We start from the raw sequence: 21010 nt of genomic DNA, 5'->3' as shown, positions 1-21010 counted from the left end.
TCCGCGGCAGGAGGAGGGATAGCCTGGAGTCTATCCCAGGTCAACCCGTCGCAATACCCTGAAGTGACAACGATCAGTTGCGTCGGTCCAGTACGTTCACCACCAGGCGGTCGATCCAGCCCCATACCCGCTGCTTGACCCGACGCCACAGCGGCCGCTTCTTCCAGTCGGCGAGACTGACCGGCTGGCTGAGGTCGAAGTCGGCGACGAAGCTGGCCTTGACCGCCGCGGTCAGGGATGGGTCAAGGGCCTCGAGATTGGCCTCCAGGTTGAAGCGCAGGTTCCAGTGATCGAAATTGCACGAGCCGATGCTGACCCAGTCGTCGACCAGCACCATTTTCAGGTGCAGGAAACAGGGCTGGTACTCGAAGATCCGCACGCCGGCCCTCAGCAGGCGAGGATAGTAGCGATGGCCGGCGTAACGCACCGAGGGGTGGTCAGTACGCGGCCCTGTCAGCAGCAGCCGCACGTCAACTCCGCGCTGGGCGGCCCGGCGCAGCGAACGCCGGACCTTCCAGGTCGGCAGGAAATACGGGGTTGCCAGCCAGATCCGCTGCTTGCCGCTGTTCAGTGCGCGTACCAGCGATTGCAGGATATCGCGATGCTGCCGGGCGTCGGCATAGGCCACCCGGCCCAGGCCCTGCCCGGCTGGAGGCAACCTCGGCAGGCGCGGCAGGCCGACATCGGCGAACGGTTTCCAGGCCGTGCGCTGTTCGTTGGCCAGCCATTGACGGTCGAACAGCAACTGCCAGTCGAGAACCAGCGGACCGCGAATCTGCACCATGACCTCATGCCATTCGAAACGGTCGTCCCTCGGGGTCCAGAATTCATCGGTGACGCCCGTACCGCCGACCACCGCCAGGGTGCTGTCCACCAGCAACAGCTTACGGTGATCGCGATACAGGTTACGCATCCCGCGGCGCCAGCGCAGGCGGTTGTAGAAGCGCAGTTCGACACCGGCCTCGACCAGCCGTCGGCGCAGGCTCAGGGTGAAGGCAAGGCTGCCATAGTCATCGAACAGGCAGCGCACCCGCACCCCCCGCTCGGCAGCCTGGACCAGCGCCTGGACCATCGCATCGGCGCACTCGCCGGCCTCGACCAGATAGAGTTCCAGCTCGACCCGGGATTCGGCCCTGGCGATCGCCACCAGCATGCGCGGGAAAAACGCCGGCCCGTCGACCAACAGCTCGAAGGCATTGTCGCTGCGCCAGGGAAAGACCGCACCGGCCATGGTTCAGCGCGCCGTGAAAATCAGTACCGCACCCACCGGTACCGACAGACTGATGGCCGACAGGCCGGCGAGCTTGCGCAACTGCGCAAGGCCAGGCAGCAGGCCGAAGTCCTCGGCGTGCACCACCAGCGGCTCCAGGGTCACCACCTGGAAGCGACGGTCGTCGAGACGGGTTGCCAGCAGTTCGGCGTTGTAGCTGTGCTCCTTGCCATGCAGGCGTACCACCAGCGGCAGACGCAGTTCCAGTTGGGCGCCGGGCGCCAGGTCGTTGATCGGCTGGACGTTGATCTGCGCAGTGACCTGCGCCTCGGGATACTGCCTGATCTCGAACAGCTCGCGCCGCAGGCGCTCATCACGCAGGGGAATCCCGGTGCTGACCGACTCCAGCTCGACATCGAGGGTTGCCACGCCCTGGCGATCGACCTTGCCGTGCAAGGTCAGGAAACGATGCACTTCAGAAATATCGGCATTCTTGGTGCTGACAAACGACAGGCGTGAGGACTCGTTGTCCAGATACCAGTTGGCGTGGGCCGGCAAGGCCAGCACCCCGAGCAGGGCCAGAAAAAGGCGGGACCGGTGCATGCAAGCTCCTGATTGAACGTAGGCGCCACCTTACCCGGCCAAGAGGGCGCCAGTAAACGGTGTTCAGGGTTTGAGCCGGCAGCCTTCGCGTTCGTTCACCCAGACGGCCGTGGCCTCGCGCCCCAGACCCTCGACGCTGACCCGGCGTTGGCGCGGGTCATCCAGCAGGCGACTGACCGGCACCGATTGCTTCACATAACCCAGGCAATAGTCGACGGTGTTGTCCATCACATACCGGCAGGAACAATACTCCTTGGCGGTATAGGCGCTGATGATCTGCGGGAACGCACGCAGGGCCACGCGCTCGTGCCAGATCCAGCCGAGCAGCGCCACCAGCAGCAACACCAGCAGGCTGATGAACGGGTGACGACGAACGAAGCGGGTGGACCTCATGGCAACACCTTCGGCCCGAAAGCCGCCATGGCCAGCCTGAGCAGTTCGTTGTGCCGATAACTGCCATCGCGGTCATCGCCGTACCGCACGATCACCAGGCCCGCGCTGGGAATGATGTACAGCGCCTGGCCCCAGTGCCCGAGGGCGGCGAAGGTGTCGGAAGGCGCGTCCGGCCAAGGCTTGCGCGCGCCGTCGATCGAGCGATTGAGCCACCACTGGCCACCGCCCACCGCTTCATCCTGCCCGGGCTTGTAACCGGCAAACGCCCGGCGATTGAACTCCACCCAGGCCCTGGGCAACAGTTGCCGGTCCTGCCAGCGACCGTCGCGCTCCATCAGCAGACCGATGCGCGCCAGGTCGCGGGCCGTCAGATAGGCATAGGACGAAGCGACGAAGGTGCCGCTGCCATCTCGCTCCCAGACCGCCCCCCGGATGCCCAGCGGATCGAACAGCGCGGTCCAGGGATAGCCCGGGTAACGCTGCTCACCGACGATCCCGCGCAGGGCCGCCGCCAGGGCATTGCTGTCGCCGCTGGAATAACGGAAGGAGCGACCGGGCACCGCGTATTCAGCCTGCGCGGCGGTATAGCCGGCCATGTCGGCATGACCGAGGGTGTACAACATCGCCACCACCGAGGAGTTGAGCGGGGCATATTCATAGTCTTCCTGCCAGTCGATGCCCGACGACCAGTTCAACAGATGCTCCAGGGTCACCTTGGGGTGCGCCTGGAACGCGGGGTAGAACCTCGCCACCGGATCGTGCAACTGGAACAGGCCTTCGCCATAGGCGACGCCCAGGACCGTGGCCATGATGCTCTTGCTGATCGACCAGGTCAGGTGCGGCGTATCGACACGGGTCGGCCCGGCATAACGCTCGTAGACGATCTGTCCGTGCCGGATCACCAGCAGGGCATCGGTGCGCACGCCTTTTCGGCTGCTGTCATCCCGTGCCGCAAAGGCATAGGCCTGCAGGGCCTCAACAGCAGGGCCGGCGGCCTGCGGACCTGGGGCCCATTGAGCACCAGGCCAGCTCTCGGCACGGGCGATGGCGGTGATACACAGCAGGAAAACCGCAAGGAAGGTCGAACCCCTGGACATTGGGCGAGCTCGGAGAAATAGCTTTGGACCAGTCTAGCGGAACCTGATGACAGTTCTGCTCACGCGCCCGCCCACGCCTTCGCCAGGCGCCTGGCCCGGGCGCCCGCGGCAATGTCCAGCACACCGCGGTCGCGCTGCCACATCTCCCGCCATGCTGGCGGACCTGCCGCGAAGGCCTCATCCAGTTCGCCCTTGAGCCCATCGAACTGGGCGAACAGCCCGCCGAGCAGGACGTGCCCCGCCGTTGCCGCCGGGTTTTGCCGGCTGGCTTCGGACAACCCGGCCAACAGGCCGAGCAGGCGCAATTGCAGGGCCTGCGGCCAGTCGCCGTGCTGGCCGACACCCAGCAACCAGGCCGTCAGCGCGCCGAGCACATAGATGTCCTCCAGGGTGCGGAACGGTTTGACATAGGCCTCCCAGCCATCCCCGGCCAGACGCTCGCAGGCGGCCTGGTCGAAATGCACCCGGCCGTGACCGATCTCCGGCATCAGTGGCAGGGCCGGCAGGCTCTCCAGGCGGATACCGGGTTCGCCGGGGTAGACGATCACCAGGCTCAGCCGTGGCGCCTCGCCCTGCTCCTCACTGCGCGCGGCCACCAGCAGCCAGTCGGCGGCCGTGCCGGCGGTGACGAAATCCTTGCGCCCGCAAAGCCGCAAGCCTTCGACACGCGTCTGCATGTCGGCCGGACGCAGGCTGCGCTGCTCGGTGGCGCACAACGCGCCGAGGCTGCCCGGAGCGCTGGGCCAGAGCATGCGCAACGCGGCCTGGTACCCCACCAGGAACGCCAGGCCGGGGGTGGCCATGACATGACCGCCACGCACCGCCAGTTCGAACGGCGTCACCGTGCCCAAGGTGTCGAGCAACTGCGCGTAACCTTCCGCCAGATCGGTGGGCACGGGCTGGCGTTGAGGCGGGTCGAGCAGGAAAGACCAAGGCATGGCGGGCTCCTGGGAGGCTGTCATATAAGCATCACCAAAGCTTCATGGCGATGACACCGGGGCTACATAGCCTGACTTTGCACAACAAAGTCGACTGGCCGCAACCCTGGCCGGCAACCGGAGACGCGTCATGACTCAGATCGCCCGCATCAGCGACACCGGCAATGAACGCCGCCTGCAAGCCGAACGCCTGTTGGGCGCCGCGGCCTTGCAAGAAGCCCAGGCCTTGCGCTTCAACGTTTTCAGCGGCGAATTCAATGCCAAGCTGAAAGGCGCCGAGCTCGGCCTGGACATGGATGATTATGATGTGCACTGCAGCCACATTGGCGTGCGCGACCTGAACAGCGGCCGCCTGGTGGCGACCACCCGTCTGCTCGACCACAAGGCCGCCAACACCCTGGGGCGTTTCTACAGTGAAGAGGAATTCAGCCTGCATGGCCTCGGCCACCTGCAAGGCCCGATCCTGGAAATCGGCCGTACCTGCGTCGACCCGGCCTACCGCAACGGCGGCACCATTGCCGTGCTCTGGGGCGAACTGGCCGAAGTGCTCAACGAGGGCGGCTACAGCTACCTGATGGGCTGCGCCAGCATCCCGATGCAGGATGGCGGTATCCAGGCCCAGGCGATCATGCAGCGCCTGCGCGAACGCTACCTGAGCACCGAACACCTGCGCGCCGAACCGAAAAAACCGCTGCCGACCCTGGATATCCCCGGCAACGTCATCGCCGAAATGCCACCGCTGCTCAAGGCCTACATGCGCCTGGGCGCGAAGATCTGCGGCGAGCCGTGCTGGGACCAAGACTTCCAGGTGGCCGATGTATTCATCCTGCTCAAGCGCGACGAGTTGTGCCCGCGTTACGCCCGGCACTTCAAGGCGGCCGTGTAATGAGGCGGCTGCGGGTGTACGCCCGGATCGCCCGGGTCCTGCTGGTGGTGGCGCTGGGTTTGAGCATGGCCAGCGTGTTCGGTGCCTTCGAGCGCCTGGGGATTGCCAATTCGATGGCGCGTCGCCAGAGCTGGTCGCGGTTCTTCATGGCGCGGCTGAGTCATGCCCTGCCCTTTCGCGTGACGGTCCGCGGCAAGCTGCCGACGCAACCGATGCTGTGGGTCAGCAACCACGTGTCCTGGACCGATATCGCCCTGCTCGGCGCACTGGCCCCGCTGTCCTTCCTGTCCAAGGCCGAAGTCCGTACCTGGCCGGTGGCCGGCTGGCTGGCGGCGAAGGCCGGCAGCCTGTTCATCCGCCGGGGTTCGGGCGACAGCCAACTGGTGCGCAAGCAGATGACCCGTCACCTGGAGCAGGCCCATCCGCTGCTGATGTTCCCGGAAGGCACCACCACCGACGGCCGCTCCCTGCGTACGTTCCATGGTCGCCTGCTGTCGGCGGCCATCGATGCGGGCGTTTCGCTGCAACCGGTAGCGATCCGCTACACCCGCGATGGGCAGGCGGACAAGCTGGCCCCGTTCATTGGCGACGACGACCTGTTGTCGCATCTGATGCGCCTGTTCTCCAATGACCAGGGCGAGGTGGAAATCCAGTTGCTGCAGCCTATCCCCTGCAATGGCCAGGAACGTGCGTCCCTGGCCTTCCAGGCCCAGCAGGCGGTACAGATGGCCTTGTTCGGCGAGGCCGCCGAAGTGAAACGTCCGGTAGCGCGCCCAGTGGCCACCAGCGAGGCGGAAGCCGCCTGACCGTTCGGCGCCTTCGAAGACGCTTTCGCTGGGGTGACACCCGCCGTCCCGAGAACGCTGAGTAACCTGTAGGAGCAGGTGGTGCGGCGATCGGCCTGCCCCTACAGGATGGTGTCGATACGACGCTCCTGCGCGAAGGCCTGCAACCGGGGATAGAACAGTCGGAAGTCCTCGCTCAACGGTTCGTACAGCGCCTCCAGTTCCCCCATCGCATGGACCAGTTCCTCCGGTCGTGACAAACGCCGGGAGATGCCCCGCAACACCTGCCCCAGCACCTCGAAATGGCGATAGGAACCGAGCCAGTCATCCGCCGCCATGTAAGGCGCGATCTGCGCCAGGCGCCCGGGCAGGCGCGGCTCACGCGCCAGCACCCGATAGACCCCGGCGGTGAAACCCTCCAGCGGGCCCTCGGCATAAAGGGCCCAGTCCCGCGCCAGGCAATGGTCGAAGAACACATCCAGGACGATCCCGGCATAACGTCGACGGGTCAGCTCGAAACGCGACAGCGCCTGGTCCACCAGGGGATGGCTGTCGGTAAAGACATCGATCCGGCGATGCAGCAGGATCGCAGCCTCGATCGAAGGCGTGAACTGCCCCTCCACGCGCCCCTTGACGAAGTCGCCATAGAGGCTGCCGAGCAGTTGTTCCGGGTGCTGTCCGCCCAGATGAAGATGTGCGAGATAGTTCATGGCTCCCAGCTTAGCACTCGCCACCTCTGTATCGTTATAACCCGATATAGCGATTCATGCTGAACACAGAGCAAAATCATATTGGTATATCGCGAAATAGCGATTTATATTTCGCCCCATCGCGATATACCGTTTTATCACCCCTGAGACACCGCCATGACCCTCGACCTCGACGAAATAATAAAAGCGCTGGCGCACCCAGTACGCCGAGACATCCTCCACTGGCTGAAAGACCCGAAAGCCCAGTTCCCCGACCAGTTGCACAACCACGAGTACGGTATCTGCGCCGGGCAGATCGACCAACGCTGCGGCCTGTCGCAGTCGACCGTGTCGGCGCACCTGGCGACGCTGCAGCGGGCCGGTCTGATCAGCAGCCAGAAGGCGGGCCAGTGGCATTTCTTCAAACGCAACGAGGAAACCATCCAGGAATTCCTCCGCATCATGAGCCAAGAGCTCTAAAGGATCGCATACGATGCCCCTCCCGCTACTCATCCTGGCCCTGAGCGCCTTTGCCATCGGCACCACCGAGTTCGTCATCATGGGCCTGCTGCCCGATGTGGCGACCGACCTCGGCGTGTCGATTCCCGGTGCCGGCTGGCTGGTGACCGGCTACGCTCTGGGCGTGGCGATCGGCGCACCGTTCATGGCCATGGCCACCTCGCGGCTGCCACGCAAGGCGGCCCTGGTGGTACTGATGGGGATCTTCATCGTCGGCAACCTGCTTTGCGCGGTGGCCAGTGACTACAACGTGCTGATGCTGGCACGGATCATCACCGCCCTGTGCCACGGTGCCTTCTTCGGTATCGGCTCGGTCGTCGCCGCCAACCTCGTGGCACCGGACAAGCGTGCCTCCGCCGTGGCCCTGATGTTCACCGGCCTGACCCTGGCCAACGTGCTCGGCGTACCGCTGGGCACCGCCCTGGGGCAACAGGCCGGCTGGCGCTCGACCTTCTGGGCGGTGACTGTCATCGGCGTGATCGCGCTGATCGGCCTGATCCGCTTCCTGCCGGTGAAACACGACGAGGAAAAACTCGACATGCGCGCCGAACTCGGCGCACTCAAGGGCGCCGGCCTATGGCTGTCGCTGAGCATGACCGCACTGTTCTCCGCCGCCGTGTTCGCCCTGTTCACCTACATCGCGCCGCTGCTCGGCGAAGTCACCGGCGTGTCACCACGGGGCGTGACCTGGACCCTGGTGCTGATGGGCCTGGGCCTGACCCTCGGCAACATCCTCGGCGGCAAACTGGCGGACCGCAACCTGGCCGCGACGCTGATCGGCGTGTTCATCGCCATGGCCGTGCTGGCGACCGCCCTGACCTGGAGCAGCGTGCTGGTCATTCCCGCCGAGCTCACCCTGTTCCTCTGGGCCACGGCCTGCTTCGCCGCCGTCCCGGCGCTGCAGGTCAACGTGGTGACCTACGGCCAGGCCGCCCCCAACCTGGTCTCGACCCTGAACATCGGCGCCTTCAACGTCGGCAACGCTCTCGGCGCCTGGGTCGGCGGCAGTGTCATCGCCCATGGCCTGGGCCTCACCAGCGTGCCCCTGGCCGCTGGCGCACTGGCAGTGCTCGCGCTGCTGGTGACCCTGATCACCTTTCGCCAGAACGGCCCCGCCGAACTGGTTCCAGCTAGCAACTAATCATCAAGAGGGTTGTACCCATGGCAACTATTTTCGATCCGATCAAACTGGGCGATCTCGAACTGCCGAACCGCATCGTCATGGCTCCGCTGACCCGCTGCCGGGCCGACGAAGGCCGTGTGCCGAACGCGCTGATGGCCGAATACTACGTACAGCGCGCCTCCGCCGGGCTGATCCTCAGCGAGGCCACCTCGGTCACACCGATGGGCGTCGGCTACCCCGACACCCCCGGGATCTGGTCCAACGACCAGGTCCGCGGCTGGACCAACGTGACCAAGGCCCTGCATGCCGCCGGTGGCCGGATCTTCCTGCAACTGTGGCACGTGGGGCGAATTTCCCACCCGTCGTACCTGAACGGTGAATTGCCGGTCGCACCGAGCGCGATCCAGCCCAAGGGCCACGTGAGCCTGGTCCGTCCGCAAGCGGACTACCCGACCCCACGCGCCCTGGAAACCGCCGAGATCGCCGACGTCATCGAGGCCTTTCGCGTCGGTGCGGAAAACGCCAAGGCCGCCGGTTTCGATGGCGTGGAAATCCATGCCGCCAACGGTTACCTGCTCGACCAGTTCCTGCAGAGCAGCACCAACCAGCGCACCGACCACTACGGCGATTCCCTGGAAAACCGCGCCCGCCTGCTGCTCGAAGTGACCGACGCCGTGGTGGAAGTCTGGGGCCCCGGCCGGGTCGGCGTACACCTTGCTCCCCGTGCCGACTCCCATGACATGGGCGACGACAATCTCGCGGAAACCTTCACCTACGTCGCCCGGGAACTGGGCAAGCGTGGCATCGCCTTCATCTGCTCGCGGGAGAAGGAAGCCGACGACAGCCTCGGCCCACAGCTGAAAGCGGCGTTCGGCGGCACCTACATCGCCAACGAACGCTTCACCAAGGACAGTGCCAATGCCTGGCTGGCCGAAGGCAAGGCCGACGCGGTGGCCTTCGGCGTCCCGTTCATCGCCAACCCGGACCTGCCGGCCCGCCTGAAGGCCGATGCCGAGCTGAACGCAGCGCACCCGGAAACCTTCTACGGCAAGGGTCCGGTCGGCTACATCGACTACCCGACACTGTAAACTCAGAAACTTCAGTAGTGTGTGCAGGCCCCGACTCGCAAGAGCCGGGGCTTTTTCGTTGTAGTTGAATGTCCCGGCCTGGATATCGGAAAACACTCACAGAACAGAGAGTGGTTCACCGCGAGCTTTTTTTGTCCCGATCCTCATACTTGCCTGGCGCTATCCAACTGCGGAAAAGCGTGCAGCGTCACGGAATGGCGCTGCCACCGCGATCCACCCAAAAGGACTTAACAGGTACCTCATGCAATTGCTGGGCGTAGCCCTGTCCTGCGCGGCCCTCTCCGGCCTGCTGTCATTTGCCGCCTATGCCGCGGGCACCGAGCCTTCGGCGACGGTCATCGTGGAAATCAGCAACGAGTCGCCACAACCACTCGAACTGCTCGGCACCGGCCTGGACCTCAAGGGTGCTCCGGTTTCGAACTTCTCGATCGCCAGCGGCGAACGTCGGGAACTGCGCCTGGAAGGGCCGCGGGCCTGGTTCATCTACGGCTCCGGGCCACGCAAATGCCGGTTCGTCGCCCAGCACTCGCTGAAGCAGCGCTTCACCGACTCGGAACACACCAGCTACCTGCCCACCTGGTCCCGCCAGGCCGAGTCGATCGGGGAACACGCGGCTTCCTGCAAGGCCCGCCTGAGCAAGACACTCAAGGTCCCGCCCTACAGCTACAGCGTGAAATTCAGCATGGGCTGAGCCTATCGAAGCTGGATGAATCACCTTCACCAGGGCTGTCGATGTCACTCAAAACGCTGACAGCCATGGAAAATTCCCACACAACAAACGGAAACCATTCCTATTTAGTCCCCTTCCCAGCGGCCGATTCTTGAAGCATCTGCACTACGCAGTGATCGGTTCAACGGAAGGATCGCATGATCGACCTCGAACACTACGGCCCGCTGCCGCACCAGGTACTGGCCGAGGCCATCGACAACCTGCGGCTGGCCGGCCGGCGCGCCTGGCTCAGCCTGTTGGGACTGACCATCGGCAGCGGCTCGATCATCGCCCTGCTGAACATCGGCAACAGCGCACAATCCGAAGCCCTGCGTGCGTTCCAGGCCATGGGCACCGACATGCTGGTGGCCCGGCTTTCGCCGGGGCGTAAAACCTCCCTTCCCCCGCCCGTGACATTCGATGCGCAGACCTTGCGCAGTTCCCTCCCACAACTGATCGATATTGCGCCTGTCAGCCTGTATTCGGTCCGCTTCAGGCATTCGGCAATCGAGGTCGATGCCGCCCTGGTCGGTACCTCTGGCGACCTGGCAAAGGCCCTCGACCTGAAGCTGCAGAACGGTCGATTCCTGAACCCATTCGACCATCAGGAAACATTTGCCGTGGTCGGCGCTCAGGTCGCGCACCAACTCTCGATGAAAGGCCGCCCCCTGCAACTCCAGGATCGACTGCCCATCGAAGGCTATCTGTTCAGCGTTGTCGGTATCGTGGCAGAGCATTCCGGCAACCCATTGCTTCCAGTGGATATCGATCACTCGGTCCTTATCCCCGCAGAGGGGCTGCGACGGTTGTTCCCTGAACCGAAGATCGACAGCCTGATCGTGCGGATCGCAACGCATGCCGATCCGGATCTGACGGCACAAGCCCTGAAAGACCAACTGCCGGCGCTGTTCCATGGCCAGAAAGTCGAGATACAGATCCCACGACAGTTGCTCGACGGCCTGAAACGCCAGGCCGCGACCTTCTCTCGCCTGCTGGCCGGTCTGGGCGGCATCGTCCTGCTGGTGGCGGGCGTCGGTGTCATGAATGTGATGCTGATGAACCTGGCCGAACGGCGCCGGGAGATCGGCCTGCGCCTGGCGCTCGGCGCGCGTCCCCGGGATATCCGCAATGCCTTTCTCTGCGAGGCACTGTGCCTGTCGCTGCCCGGCGTCCTCGTTGGGGCGGTGCTGGGCAGCCTCGCCGCACTGATTTTCAGCCACTTCGCCAATTGGCCCTTGCGCCTGAGCCTCGAAGCCCTGCTGCTCGGCACCGGCAGTTCCCTGCTGACCGGGGTGTTCTTCGGCCTGCATCCGGCCCTCAAGGCCTCCCGCCTGCAACCCATGGAAGCACTACGGGAGACTGCCTATGAGTAACTAACACCGGAACACCACTTACAACTCAAATATCTCTCTATTTTTCAGGAATACCATCATGAAAAAGATGCTTTCGCTCGCCTTGATTTTGGCCAGCACTCAAACTTTTGCAGCGGATGCCAGTATCACCAAGTCGAAAAGGCCACCCAGCCTCTTCAGTTATATAAGCACAGCGACTTCAATACATAGCACGCAACTCGCCGACTTCACTCACCCGACTAACGTCCAGATGAAGCTGAAAGAGCTTCGCTGGAATACGACATTCTTTCCAGTCGCGATAAACGAGAAAGTTAAGCTCTGTTACTTCGAGCCTTACTCCAATGCCGAAGTCGACTGCCAAATCATTACTCCAAATTCGACAGGAAGTACCAGGATTTTCAATCAGAAACGCTTTGGCCATGGAGTAAAAGTCCACCTCACCCACATGACGGACGATCTGAAAGGACCTGCTCACCCCGCAGGGGAAGACAGCATCACATTTGAATACAGCTACCAGTAATGAGCCGCTCCGTCAGCAAAAGGCTGACGGAGCACCTATCTACCCACAAGGGCAACCAGATGAAAATTACTCAAACAGACAACTCATATAGACACACCCCACAAACAGCCAAAGAACCCCAAAGTACGCTCGAAAAAAACACCACAATCAAAACTGAATCCTCATCAGTCTCAATTAGCGGCCACGCACTACTGATAGCCCATGTATATGGAGGAGAACCTAACCCGCACTTTGAAACAGTGCTCGACTCAACAAAATGCGAGAAATACTACCTAACCCAAGCCGACAGGGATCTATTGTCGCGTATTTACGAATTTGCTCAGGAACAGGGGGCATCCCCCAGATACGTCACAGCCCTGGCCAGGGACCTTGCAGAATATCGCCAGTTCCAAAATGGCACGATGCTACACAACTTGAACTGTGCTGAGAACTACGATAGCGAAGGACATCAACTGAGCTACAGTTTCATTGAAAAAGACGCTGCAACAGCCGACAGAATTCTCAAGGGCGACGCCCTGAAAGGCAGCGCCCTGGATCAGGATTTCATACGTTACACGACGGACCCCGACCATGGGGCTTACCACCTCTGCGATTTCGACTTTCTGGAAAAAGTCATCACCCGCTTTTCCAGTACCGGCGATCCGGATGTGAAACTGCCGCCTCAATTCCAGACCTACGAGCGCAAACAAGGCTACATCGAGCACAAGTCCAAGGAAATTCTCAACACAACGGTACTGGAACGCATGGCCAAAAAGCAGCAGGCTGCCACCGCCGAGAACAGCACCACGCCCTCCGCCGAGCCCGGCGCAACAACCACCGAAACCCTGAAAGACGTCTGGCACAGGGCCCTGCTGCAGATGATGCGCAAGGGCGGCTGGCAATCGTCATTGGCCACGTTTCTCAGCGGCAATCGCAACGGCTGACGGCCGCCCCTGGGGTCAGCCGCGCTTGCGCTGTCCCCAGGCCACCAACAATCCGCTCAGGCAGATCACCCCGATACCGACCACGGCGAACACGTCCGGCATGTGGTCGAAGACCAGGTAGCCATACATGCCGGCGAAGAGAATCTGCCCGTAGCTGAACGGCGCCAGCATCGCCGGCGGGGCATGCCGGAACGCCTGGGTCAGCAACAGGTGGCCGAGCATGCCGCAGGTGCCCAGGCCAATCATGAACAGGCCATGGACCAGGGTCGGCGCGCTCCAGAAGAACGGCAGCATGGCCGTCATGATCAGGCTGTTGAGAATGCCGGTGAGGAAGTTGCTGGTGGTCGGGCTGTCGATGCCGCTGAGCATGCGGGTCAGCAACTGGTAGAAACCGAAGCACAACGCCGAGCACAGTGGCAGCAGAATCGCCGGGGTGAACAGCGCACTACCCGGACGAATGATGATGAGCACCCCGACAAAACCGGCGATCACCGCCGCCCACTGACCGCGGCTGACCCGCTCACCCAACAGCGGCACCGACAGGGCGGTCACCAGCAGCGGCGCGAGGAAGTTGACCGAGGTGGCTTCCGCCAGCGGGATGTAGCGCAAGCCGGTGGTGAACAACAGGCTGGTGCCGATCAGGCACAGCGCACGCAGCAGCTGCAGCCCCGGGCGCTTGGTGCGTACCACCGCCGACAGGCCGCTGCGCGGCACGAACACCACCAGCATCAACAGGGTATGGACCACGTAGCGGGCCCAGACCACCATCACGATCGGGTAGAAGGCCGACAGGTACTTGGACAGCGCATCGTGGCTGGCGAACAGCAGTACCGCCCCACAGATCAGCGCGATGCCCTTGAGCGGCTGCTCGGAGCCCTTGTGCAGCAGGTTCGGTACATTCATTCACAGGCTCGCAACAAATTCACTACAAAATACTTAGCACACTAACTACCAAGATGCAGCGCGGCGGTATATAAATGATGCCCGCTGTCGAGGCACGCGCCGTCGGGTTGAGGTGACTGGCACAGGATACTGGCAGCGCTGGACTCAGTTACACATTTTGACTCAATTGCGCAGGCTGGGGCTCAGACGCAGCATGTCCAACCCTGTATCGACCCAGCGCTCGGCATCTTTATTCAGGTCGAAGCTGTCCGGCGCCAGCAGCCATTGATAGAGGATGCCATCGATCCAGGCATGGAGACTGATGGCCGCGCGGGCCGTATCGAGATTCTCGGGAAGCTGTCCTCGGTTCACCGCATTACGCAAGGCCAGTTCGATGTGCGCGTTGCAGTCCAGGCTGACGGCACGACGCTGGCGGCGCAGGTCACACATTTCATCGGTGAACTCGCACTTATGAAACAAAATTTCATTAATGCGTCGGACTTTCGGGTCGAGAGCAATCTGCTGAAACAAATGAATCAGCAATTGGCGCATGCAGCCCAACGGGTCGGGCTCGTCCTGATCCTCACTGGCCTTGGCCATGTCATCCAGCGGCTCGCGCAGCGAGTCGAGCATCGCCTGCACCAGGTCGGCCTTGTTGCTGAAGTGCCAGTAGATGGCACCGCGCGTGACCCCCGCCAGGGTCGCGATGTCGGCCAGGGTGGTACGCGCCACACCGCGCTCGTAGAACGCCTTCTCGGCAGCTTCGAGAATCTGCCTGCGGGTTTCCTGAGCTTCTTCTTTGGTACGACGAACCATGGCAGTAAAACCTCGATCAGGGTGCCGCGGACTCCCCCTGGGTTTAATCCGGGCTTAACGACGGGAGGCGATTTTTGTGCCTTTTCCCGAGATGAAATCCATGCTTTGTAACGACTTTTGGCAAAAGTTCAAGCCTTTACAAACAAACGTGAATGTAAGTATATTCATTAGCAACCTATTAATCCAGTCGGATCACCCTTCATACCCTTCCACCCTTCTTGTGCGCTTCACGCGCGCCTGACCCGAGGATCTTCATGCAACTCAAGCCAGCTGTTACCGCTCTGGTCACCGCCGTCGCCCTGGCATCGCTGCTCAGCGGATGCAATAAAAAGGAAGAAGCCGCTCCGGCGGCCGCCCCCGCCCCTCAGGTCGGCGTCGTGACCCTGCAAGCCCAACCCTTCACCCTGATCTCCGAGCTGCCCGGCCGTACCACGGCCTATCGCATCGCCGAAGTCCGGCCGCAGGTCAATGGCATCATTCTCAAGCGCCTGTTCAAGGAAGGCGGCGACGTCAAGGCCGGCCAGCAGCTCTATCAGATCGACCCATCGGTCTATGAAGCGACGCTGAAAAGCGCCGAGGCGAACCTGCAGTCGACCCGGTCGATCGCCGACCGCTACAAGCAACTGGTGAACGAGCAGGCCGTCAGCCGCCAGGAATACGACACGGCCGTGGCCAACCGCCTGCAGTCGGAAGCGAACCTGCAAAGCGCGCAGATCAATGTGCGCTACACCAAAGTGCTGGCCCCGCTGTCCGGCCGCATCGGCCGCTCCTCGGTGACCGAAGGCGCACTGGTCAGCACCGGCCAGAGCGATGCCATGGCGACGATCACTCAGTTGGACCCGATCTACGTCGACATCACGCAATCCACCGCCGACCTGCTCAAGCTGCGGCGCGAACTGGACAGCGGTCGCCTGCAGAAGGCCGGCGACAACGCGGCCATGGTCAAGCTGACCCTGGAAGACGGCAGCACCTACGCCCAGCCGGGCAAGCTGGAGTTCTCGGAAGTCACCGTGGATGAAACCACCGGTTCCGTGACCCTGCGCGCGGTGTTCCCGAACCCTGACCACTCGCTGCTGCCCGGCATGTTCGTCCATGCCCAGTTGCAGTCCGGAGTGAACAGCGCGGCGATCCTCGTGCCGCAACAAGGCGTGACCCGTGACCTCAAGGGCACCCCGACCGCACTGGTCGTCGGCCCGGACAACAAGGTCGAGCTGCGTCAGCTCAAGGCCAGCCGTACCCAGGGCAGCCAGTGGCTGGTCGAGGACGGCCTAAAGTCGGGTGATCGGGTGATCACCGAAGGCCTGCAGTTCGTGCGCCCAGGCGTCGAGGTCAAGGCCAGCGAAGCCACCAACGTCAAAACCGCCAACCCGGCCCCTGCCCCGGCAACCGACAAAGCCGCGGGCAGCAAAGGGGAGTAAACCATGTCGAAATTCTTTATCGACCGCCCGATCTTCGCCTGGGTGATCGCCCTGGTGATCATGCTGGTCGGCGCGCTCTCGATCCTCAAGTTGCCGATCAACCAGTACCCGGCGATTGCGCCACCGGCCATCGCCATTTCCGTGACCTACCCGGGCGCCTCGGCGCAGACCGTGCAGGACACCGTGGTCCAGGTGATCGAACAGCAGCTCAACGGTATCGACAACCTGCGTTATGTCTCCTCGGAAAGCAACTCCGACGGCAGCATGACCATCACCGCCACCTTCGAGCAGGGCACCAGTTCCGACACAGCCCAGGTCCAGGTCCAGAACAAGCTGAACCTGGCCACGCCCCTCTTGCCGCAGGAAGTGCAGCAGCAGGGTATCCGCGTCACCAAGGCGGTGAAGAACTTCCTGATGGTGATCGGCGTGGTGTCGACCGACGGCAGCATGACCAAGGACGACCTGTCGAACTACATCGTCTCCAACATGCAGGACCCGATCTCGCGGACTGCCGGCGTCGGTGACTTCCAGGTGTTCGGTGCCCAGTACGCGATGCGGATCTGGCTCGATCCGGCCAAGCTGAACAACTACCAGCTGACCCCGGTGGACGTGAAGACCGCCGTGGCCGCGCAGAACGTCCAGGTGTCTTCCGGGCAACTGGGTGGCCTGCCGGCATTGCCTGGCCAGCAACTGAACGCCACCATCATCGGCAAGACCCGCCTGCAGACCGCCGAGCAGTTCAAGAATATCCTGCTCAAGGTCAACAAGGACGGCTCGCAAGTGCGCCTGGGTGACGTCGCCGATGTCAGCCTGGGTGGCGAGAACTACAGTGTCTCCGCCCAGTACAACGGTAGCCCGGCATCGGGCCTGGCGGTCAAGCTGGCCAACGGCGCCAACGCCCTGGACACCGCCAAGGCGCTGCGCAAGACCATCAGCGACCTGGAACCGTTCTTCCCGCCCGGGATGAAAGTGGTATTCCCGTACGACACCACGCCGGTGGTGAGCGAATCGATCAAGGGTGTGGTTGAAACCCTGATGGAAGCGATCGTGCTGGTGTTCCTGGTGATGTTCCTGTTCCTGCAGAACTTCCGCGCCACCATCATCACCACCATGACTGTGCCGGTGGTCCTGCTGGGTACCTTCGGGATCCTCGCGGCGGCCGGCTTCAGCATCAACACCCTGACCATGTTCGGCATGGTGCTGGCCATCGGCCTGCTGGTGGACGACGCCATCGTCGTGGTGGAGAACGTCGAACGGGTGATGAGCGAGGAAGGTCTCTCGCCCAAGGAAGCGACCAAGAAGTCCATGGGCCAGATCCAGGGGGCACTGGTGGGGATCGCCATGGTGCTCTCGGCGGTACTGCTGCCGATGGCGTTCTTCGGCGGCTCCACCGGTGTGATCTACCGCCAGTTCTCCATCACCATCGTTTCGGCCATGGGCCTGTCGGTGCTGGTGGCGCTGATCTTCACACCGGCGCTGTGCGCCACCCTGCTCAAGGCCATTCCCCATGGCGAGCATGGCACACCGAAACGCGGCTTCTTCGGCTGGTTCAACCGCAATTTCGACCGCAGCGTGCGGGCCTACGAGCGCAGCGTCGGCGGCATCCTGGCGCACAAGGCGCCGTATCTGCTGGCCTACGCCCTGATCGTGGTCGGCATGATCTGGCTGTTCGCCCGTATCCCCACCTCGTTCCTGCCGGAAGAAGACCAGGGCGTACTCTTCGCCCAGGTCCAGACCCCGGCCGGCTCCAGTGCCGAGCGGACCCAGGCGGTGGTCGACAAGATGCGCGCCTACCTGCTCAAGGACGAAACGGGAGCCGTGAGTTCGGTATTCACCGTGACCGGTTTCAACTTCGCCGGCCGTGGCCAGAGCTCGGGTATGGCCTTCATCATGCTCAAGCCGTGGGACCAGCGTAACGCCGACAACAGTGTGTTCAAGCTGGCGGAACGGGCCCAGGCGCATTTCTTCAGCTTCCGCGACGCGATGGTGTTCGCCTTCGCCCCGCCGGCGGTGCTGGAGTTGGGTAACGCCACCGGTTTCGACGTCTACCTGCAGGACCGTGCCGGCGTCGGCCACCAGAAGCTGATGGAAGCTCGCAACCAGTTCCTTGGCATGGCGGCACAGAGCAAGGTCCTCGCGGCGGTCCGTCCCAACGGCCTGAACGATGAACCGCAATACCAGTTGAGCATCGACGACGAGCGCGCCAGCGCCCTGGGCGTGAGCCTGTCGGACATCAACAACAGCCTGTCGATCGCGCTGGGCGGCAGTTATGTCAACGACTTCATCGACCGCGGTCGGGTGAAGAAGGTCTACATCCAGGGCAAGCCTGCCTCGCGGATGAGCCCTGAGGACCTGCAGAAGTGGTACGTGCGCAGCAGCAGCGGCACCATGGTTCCATTCTCGGCATTCGCCAAGGGCGAGTGGGTCTACGGCTCGCCCAAGCTGGCGCGCTACAACGGCGTCGAGGCGATGGAAATCCTCGGTGCCCCGGCACCGGGCCACACCACCGGTGAGGCCATGGCGGAAGTCGAGGCCATCGCCAAGAAGCTGCCGGCGGGTGTCGGTATTTCCTGGACCGGCCTGTCGTACGAGGAACGCCTGTCCGGTTCCCAGGCGCCAGCGCTGTTCGCCCTGTCGCTGCTGATGGTGTTCCTGTGCCTGGCGGCGCTGTACGAAAGCTGGTCGATCCCGATCGCGGTGGTACTGGTGGTACCGCTGGGGATCATCGGTGCACTGCTGGCGACCACCCTGCGCGGCCTGTCCAACGATGTGTACTTCCTGGTGGGGCTGTTGACCACCATCGGTCTGGCGGCGAAGAACGCCATCCTGATCGTCGAGTTCGCCAAGGAACTGCACGAACAGGGCAAGAGCCTGCGCGATGCGGCGATCGAGGCCTGCCGCATGCGTCTGCGTCCGATCATCATGACCTCGCTGGCGTTCATTCTCGGCGTGGTACCGCTGGCGATCTCCACCGGCGCCGGATCCGGCAGTCAGCACGCCATTGGTACCGTGGTGGTTGGCGGTATGATCAGCGCAACCGTCTTGGCGATTTTCTGGGTTCCGTTATTCTTCGTTGCCGTCTCGGCCATTGGTGGCGAGAAGAAGCACGCGAAACCAGCAACCCCTGAAACTCCACAGCATGAGGCTGGCCAATGAGCAAGTCCCTTCTCTCTGTAGCGGTCGCGGCCTTCGTGCTCAGCGGCTGCTCGCTGATCCCCGACTACCAGCGCCCCGAGGCGCCGGTAGCGGCGCAGTACCCGCAAGGACCGGCCTACTCGCCGGCCCAGGCGGCGAACGTCGCCGCGGCCGAACAGGGTTGGCGCCAGTTCTTCAACGACCCGGCGCTGCAGCAACTGATCCAGGTGGCGCTGGAAAACAACCGCGACCTGCGGGTCGCGGCGCTGAACATCGAAGCCTACCGGGCCCAATACCAGATCCAGCGCGCCGACCTGTTCCCGGCCGTCAGCGCCGACGGCAGCGGCAGCCGCCAGCGGGTCCCGGCCGATGCCTCGGGCACCGGCAAGGCTGCGATCACCAGCCAGTACTCGGCGACCCTTGGCGTCAGTTCCTATGAACTGGACCTGTTCGGCCGTATCCGCAGCCTGAGCGAACAGGCGCTGCAGACCTACTTCGCCAGCGAAGAGGCCCGCCGTACCACGCAGATCAGCCTGGTGGCCAGTGTCGCCAACGCCTACCTGACCTGGCAGGCCGACAAGGAACTGCTCAAGCTGACCCAGGAAACCCTGGCGGCCTACGAGGAAAGCTACCGGCTCACCTCGCGCAGCAACGAAGTCGGCGTGGCCTCGGCCCTGGACCTGAGCCAGGCGCGGACCTCGGTGGAAGGCGCACGGGTCAAGCTGGCGCAGTTCACCCGCCAGGTCGCCGAAGACCAGAACAGCCTGACGCAACTGCTGGGCACCGGTATTCCGGCCAACCTGCCGGCGGCCCAGCCGCTGTCGGCCAAACTGCTCAGCGAACTGCCAGCCGGCCTGCCTTCGGACCTGCTGCAGCGGCGTCCGGACATCCTCAGCGCCGAGCACCAGTTGATGGCGGCCAACGCCAACATCGGCGCGGCACGTGCGGCGTTCTTCCCGAGCATCAGCCTGACCGCCAACGCCGGCACCCTGAGCCCGGACCTGGGCGGCCTGTTCAAGGGCGGTTCGGGCACCTGGCTGTTCTCGCCGAAGATCAGCATCCCGATCTTCAACGCCGGCAGCCTGAGAGCCAGCCTGGACTACTCCAAGATCCAGAAGGAAATCAGCGTCGCCAACTACGAGAAGGCGATCCAGACCGGCTTCAAGGAAGTCTCCGACGGCCTGGCCGCACGCCAGACCTTCAACGAACAGTTGCAGGCCCAACGCGACCTGGTCGCCGCCAACCAGGACTACTACCGCCTGGCCGAGCGTCGCTACCGCATTGGCGTCGACAGCAACCTGACCTTCCTCGATGCCCAGCGCTCGTTGTTCAGCGCCCAGCAATCGCTGATCAGCGATCGCCTGTCGCAGCTCACCAGCGAGGTCAACCTGTACAAGGCCCTAGGCGGTGGCTGGAACGAACAGACCGGCCAGGCCCGGCCGATCGACGAGACGCCACCGAAAGGCTGAGGTCGTTCACGCTGCACAAAAACCCGCCATTGGCGGGTTTTTTCATGCCCGCACTGTTCCGTTCGATAATCGCCCAAAACCGTCAAACCCCGATTGAACACGCGGTTCGATCCGCCGCACCATTCCAGCGCATCGACCCATACCAATAACAACAGGTTCACCCGCCATGTCCCGACGCCCTGCCCTCAGCGGCTGATCGCAGCCGTTCGTTCCCCCTGTAAGCCCCTTGTCTGCACCCCCCGGGTTGCGGCTGCGCCCTGCTTCACCCCTAACAATTAGAGAGACCGATCCATGAAGCCACTGAACCACAGCAACCGTCCCCCACTTGCCCTGCTGACCCTCGCCCTCGCCGGTGCGGCCCTGCCGGCCATGGCCGAGGAACATGGCTTTGTGGAAGACGCCCAGGCCAACCTGAACCTGCGTAACTTCTACATCAACCGCAACTTCACCAACCC

At 63.2% G+C, this 21010-nt stretch carries 20 protein-coding genes and 1 pseudogene; 13 read left to right on the top strand and 8 right to left on the bottom strand.

Annotated features, from left to right (window positions below):
- Positions 1–73 precede the first annotated feature (73 nt).
- The 5 genes from PF66_RS23425 to PF66_RS23405 all read right to left on the bottom strand — a co-directional run bounded on the left by PF66_RS23425 (position 74) and on the right by PF66_RS23405 (position 4241).
- A complete protein-coding gene (locus PF66_RS23425) occupies positions 74–1231 on the bottom strand; it encodes a phospholipase D-like domain-containing protein (protein WP_054058923.1) in 1158 nt (385 codons plus the stop codon).
- 3 nt (positions 1232–1234) lie between these two features.
- Complete coding sequence (locus PF66_RS23420; protein WP_054058922.1) at positions 1235–1813, bottom strand: YceI family protein; 579 nt, start codon at positions 1811–1813, stop codon at positions 1235–1237.
- 63 nt (positions 1814–1876) lie between these two features.
- The gene (locus PF66_RS23415; RefSeq protein ID WP_054058921.1) at positions 1877–2206 is read right to left on the bottom strand and encodes a hypothetical protein; all 330 of its coding nucleotides are present in this window, start codon (positions 2204–2206) and stop codon (positions 1877–1879) included.
- On the bottom strand, positions 2203–3303 hold the full coding sequence (locus PF66_RS23410) for a serine hydrolase domain-containing protein (RefSeq protein ID WP_054063957.1): 1101 nt from the start codon (positions 3301–3303) through the stop codon (positions 2203–2205). Before PF66_RS23410 ends, PF66_RS23415 begins: the two co-directional genes overlap by 4 nt.
- Before the next feature lie 59 nt (positions 3304–3362).
- Positions 3363–4241, bottom strand: a complete 879-nt coding sequence (locus tag PF66_RS23405) for an acyl-CoA dehydrogenase family protein (RefSeq protein WP_054063956.1) — start codon at positions 4239–4241, stop codon at positions 3363–3365.
- A 130-nt stretch (positions 4242–4371) separates the two neighbouring features.
- On the opposite strand from PF66_RS23405, the gene olsB reads away from it, so the two are divergent.
- Complete coding sequence (olsB, locus tag PF66_RS23400; protein ID WP_054058919.1) at positions 4372–5127, top strand: L-ornithine N(alpha)-acyltransferase; 756 nt, start codon at positions 4372–4374, stop codon at positions 5125–5127.
- On the top strand, positions 5127–5933 hold the full coding sequence (locus PF66_RS23395) for a lysophospholipid acyltransferase family protein (RefSeq protein ID WP_054063955.1): 807 nt from the start codon (positions 5127–5129) through the stop codon (positions 5931–5933). The genes olsB and PF66_RS23395 overlap by 1 nt, the downstream gene beginning before the upstream one ends.
- Before the next feature lie 101 nt (positions 5934–6034).
- Here PF66_RS23395 and PF66_RS23390 read toward each other — a convergent pair whose 3' ends face one another.
- Positions 6035–6622 carry an ACP phosphodiesterase gene (locus tag PF66_RS23390; protein ID WP_054058917.1) on the bottom strand — a complete coding sequence of 196 codons (588 nt, stop codon included), beginning with the start codon at positions 6620–6622 and terminating at the stop codon, positions 6035–6037.
- 156 nt (positions 6623–6778) lie between these two features.
- Between PF66_RS23390 and PF66_RS23385 the strand changes: the two genes are divergently transcribed.
- From PF66_RS23385 to PF66_RS23355, 7 genes are all read left to right on the top strand, one after another.
- The gene (locus PF66_RS23385) at positions 6779–7081 is read left to right on the top strand and encodes an ArsR/SmtB family transcription factor (protein ID WP_054058916.1); all 303 of its coding nucleotides are present in this window, start codon (positions 6779–6781) and stop codon (positions 7079–7081) included.
- 13 nt (positions 7082–7094) lie between these two features.
- Positions 7095–8261, top strand: coding sequence for an MFS transporter (locus tag PF66_RS23380; RefSeq protein WP_054058915.1), 1167 nt, complete (start codon positions 7095–7097; stop codon positions 8259–8261).
- A gap of 20 nt (positions 8262–8281) precedes the next feature.
- Entirely contained in the window at positions 8282–9331 is a 1050-nt protein-coding gene (locus PF66_RS23375) for an alkene reductase (RefSeq protein WP_054063954.1), read from the top strand.
- Between the two features lie 241 nt (positions 9332–9572).
- On the top strand, positions 9573–10022 hold the full coding sequence (locus tag PF66_RS23370; protein WP_054063953.1) for a hypothetical protein: 450 nt from the start codon (positions 9573–9575) through the stop codon (positions 10020–10022).
- Positions 10023–10198: 176 nt separating this feature from the next.
- A complete protein-coding gene (locus PF66_RS23365) occupies positions 10199–11413 on the top strand; it encodes an ABC transporter permease (RefSeq protein ID WP_054063952.1) in 1215 nt (404 codons plus the stop codon).
- 58 nt (positions 11414–11471) lie between these two features.
- Positions 11472–11912 (top strand): hypothetical protein, encoded by a 441-nt coding sequence (locus tag PF66_RS23360; protein ID WP_054063951.1) that lies wholly within the window; start codon positions 11472–11474, stop codon positions 11910–11912.
- Entirely contained in the window at positions 11912–12835 is a 924-nt protein-coding gene (locus tag PF66_RS23355) for a hypothetical protein (protein ID WP_152973076.1), read from the top strand. The genes PF66_RS23360 and PF66_RS23355 overlap by 1 nt, the downstream gene beginning before the upstream one ends.
- Before the next feature lie 15 nt (positions 12836–12850).
- Here the strand turns inward: PF66_RS23355 and PF66_RS23350 are convergent, their stop codons facing one another.
- Together PF66_RS23350 and emhR are read right to left on the bottom strand one after the other, a co-directional pair.
- A complete protein-coding gene (locus PF66_RS23350; RefSeq protein ID WP_054058909.1) occupies positions 12851–13738 on the bottom strand; it encodes a DMT family transporter in 888 nt (295 codons plus the stop codon).
- 162 nt (positions 13739–13900) lie between these two features.
- A complete protein-coding gene (emhR, locus tag PF66_RS23345; protein ID WP_054058908.1) occupies positions 13901–14533 on the bottom strand; it encodes an efflux system transcriptional repressor EmhR in 633 nt (210 codons plus the stop codon).
- Positions 14534–14787: 254 nt separating this feature from the next.
- On the opposite strand from emhR, the gene PF66_RS23340 reads away from it, so the two are divergent.
- The 4 genes and pseudogenes from PF66_RS23340 to PF66_RS33515 form a co-directional block, all read left to right on the top strand.
- Positions 14788–15951, top strand: coding sequence for an efflux RND transporter periplasmic adaptor subunit (locus tag PF66_RS23340; RefSeq protein WP_054058907.1), 1164 nt, complete (start codon positions 14788–14790; stop codon positions 15949–15951).
- 3 nt (positions 15952–15954) lie between these two features.
- The gene (locus PF66_RS23335) at positions 15955–19107 is read left to right on the top strand and encodes an efflux RND transporter permease subunit (protein WP_054058906.1); all 3153 of its coding nucleotides are present in this window, start codon (positions 15955–15957) and stop codon (positions 19105–19107) included.
- A complete protein-coding gene (locus PF66_RS23330; RefSeq protein WP_054063949.1) occupies positions 19104–20555 on the top strand; it encodes an AdeC/AdeK/OprM family multidrug efflux complex outer membrane factor in 1452 nt (483 codons plus the stop codon). The genes PF66_RS23335 and PF66_RS23330 overlap by 4 nt, the downstream gene beginning before the upstream one ends.
- Positions 20556–20846: 291 nt before the next feature.
- A pseudogene (locus tag PF66_RS33515) lies at positions 20847–21010 on the top strand (OprD family porin); the annotation flags it as partial.

Source organism: Pseudomonas asplenii, from assembly GCF_001293465.1.
Lineage (GTDB): Bacteria > Pseudomonadota > Gammaproteobacteria > Pseudomonadales > Pseudomonadaceae > Aquipseudomonas > Aquipseudomonas fuscovaginae_B.
Note: the sequence above shows the minus strand (reverse complement) of the source record. Positions and strands in the feature narration are given on the sequence as shown.

What these genes read in the sequence shown, in the direction of transcription:
- PF66_RS23370 (WP_054063953.1), top strand. Translation starts at nt 9,573, where the DNA reads ATGCAATTGCTGGGCGTAGCCCTGTCCTGCGCGGCCCTCTCCGGCCTG.
- PF66_RS23405 (WP_054063956.1), bottom strand. Translation starts at nt 4,241, where the DNA reads ATGCCTTGGTCTTTCCTGCTCGACCCGCCTCAACGCCAGCCCGTGCCC.
- PF66_RS23355 (WP_152973076.1), top strand. Translation starts at nt 11,912, where the DNA reads ATGAGCCGCTCCGTCAGCAAAAGGCTGACGGAGCACCTATCTACCCAC.
- PF66_RS23415 (WP_054058921.1), bottom strand. Translation starts at nt 2,206, where the DNA reads ATGAGGTCCACCCGCTTCGTTCGTCGTCACCCGTTCATCAGCCTGCTG.
- PF66_RS23375 (WP_054063954.1), top strand. Translation starts at nt 8,282, where the DNA reads ATGGCAACTATTTTCGATCCGATCAAACTGGGCGATCTCGAACTGCCG.
- PF66_RS23395 (WP_054063955.1), top strand. Translation starts at nt 5,127, where the DNA reads ATGAGGCGGCTGCGGGTGTACGCCCGGATCGCCCGGGTCCTGCTGGTG.
- emhR (WP_054058908.1), bottom strand. Translation starts at nt 14,533, where the DNA reads ATGGTTCGTCGTACCAAAGAAGAAGCTCAGGAAACCCGCAGGCAGATT.
- PF66_RS23340 (WP_054058907.1), top strand. Translation starts at nt 14,788, where the DNA reads ATGCAACTCAAGCCAGCTGTTACCGCTCTGGTCACCGCCGTCGCCCTG.
- PF66_RS23425 (WP_054058923.1), bottom strand. Translation starts at nt 1,231, where the DNA reads ATGGCCGGTGCGGTCTTTCCCTGGCGCAGCGACAATGCCTTCGAGCTG.
- olsB (WP_054058919.1), top strand. Translation starts at nt 4,372, where the DNA reads ATGACTCAGATCGCCCGCATCAGCGACACCGGCAATGAACGCCGCCTG.
- PF66_RS23330 (WP_054063949.1), top strand. Translation starts at nt 19,104, where the DNA reads ATGAGCAAGTCCCTTCTCTCTGTAGCGGTCGCGGCCTTCGTGCTCAGC.
- PF66_RS23420 (WP_054058922.1), bottom strand. Translation starts at nt 1,813, where the DNA reads ATGCACCGGTCCCGCCTTTTTCTGGCCCTGCTCGGGGTGCTGGCCTTG.
- PF66_RS23390 (WP_054058917.1), bottom strand. Translation starts at nt 6,622, where the DNA reads ATGAACTATCTCGCACATCTTCATCTGGGCGGACAGCACCCGGAACAA.
- PF66_RS23385 (WP_054058916.1), top strand. Translation starts at nt 6,779, where the DNA reads ATGACCCTCGACCTCGACGAAATAATAAAAGCGCTGGCGCACCCAGTA.
- PF66_RS23365 (WP_054063952.1), top strand. Translation starts at nt 10,199, where the DNA reads ATGATCGACCTCGAACACTACGGCCCGCTGCCGCACCAGGTACTGGCC.
- PF66_RS23360 (WP_054063951.1), top strand. Translation starts at nt 11,472, where the DNA reads ATGAAAAAGATGCTTTCGCTCGCCTTGATTTTGGCCAGCACTCAAACT.
- PF66_RS23410 (WP_054063957.1), bottom strand. Translation starts at nt 3,303, where the DNA reads ATGTCCAGGGGTTCGACCTTCCTTGCGGTTTTCCTGCTGTGTATCACC.
- PF66_RS23335 (WP_054058906.1), top strand. Translation starts at nt 15,955, where the DNA reads ATGTCGAAATTCTTTATCGACCGCCCGATCTTCGCCTGGGTGATCGCC.
- PF66_RS23380 (WP_054058915.1), top strand. Translation starts at nt 7,095, where the DNA reads ATGCCCCTCCCGCTACTCATCCTGGCCCTGAGCGCCTTTGCCATCGGC.
- PF66_RS23350 (WP_054058909.1), bottom strand. Translation starts at nt 13,738, where the DNA reads ATGAATGTACCGAACCTGCTGCACAAGGGCTCCGAGCAGCCGCTCAAG.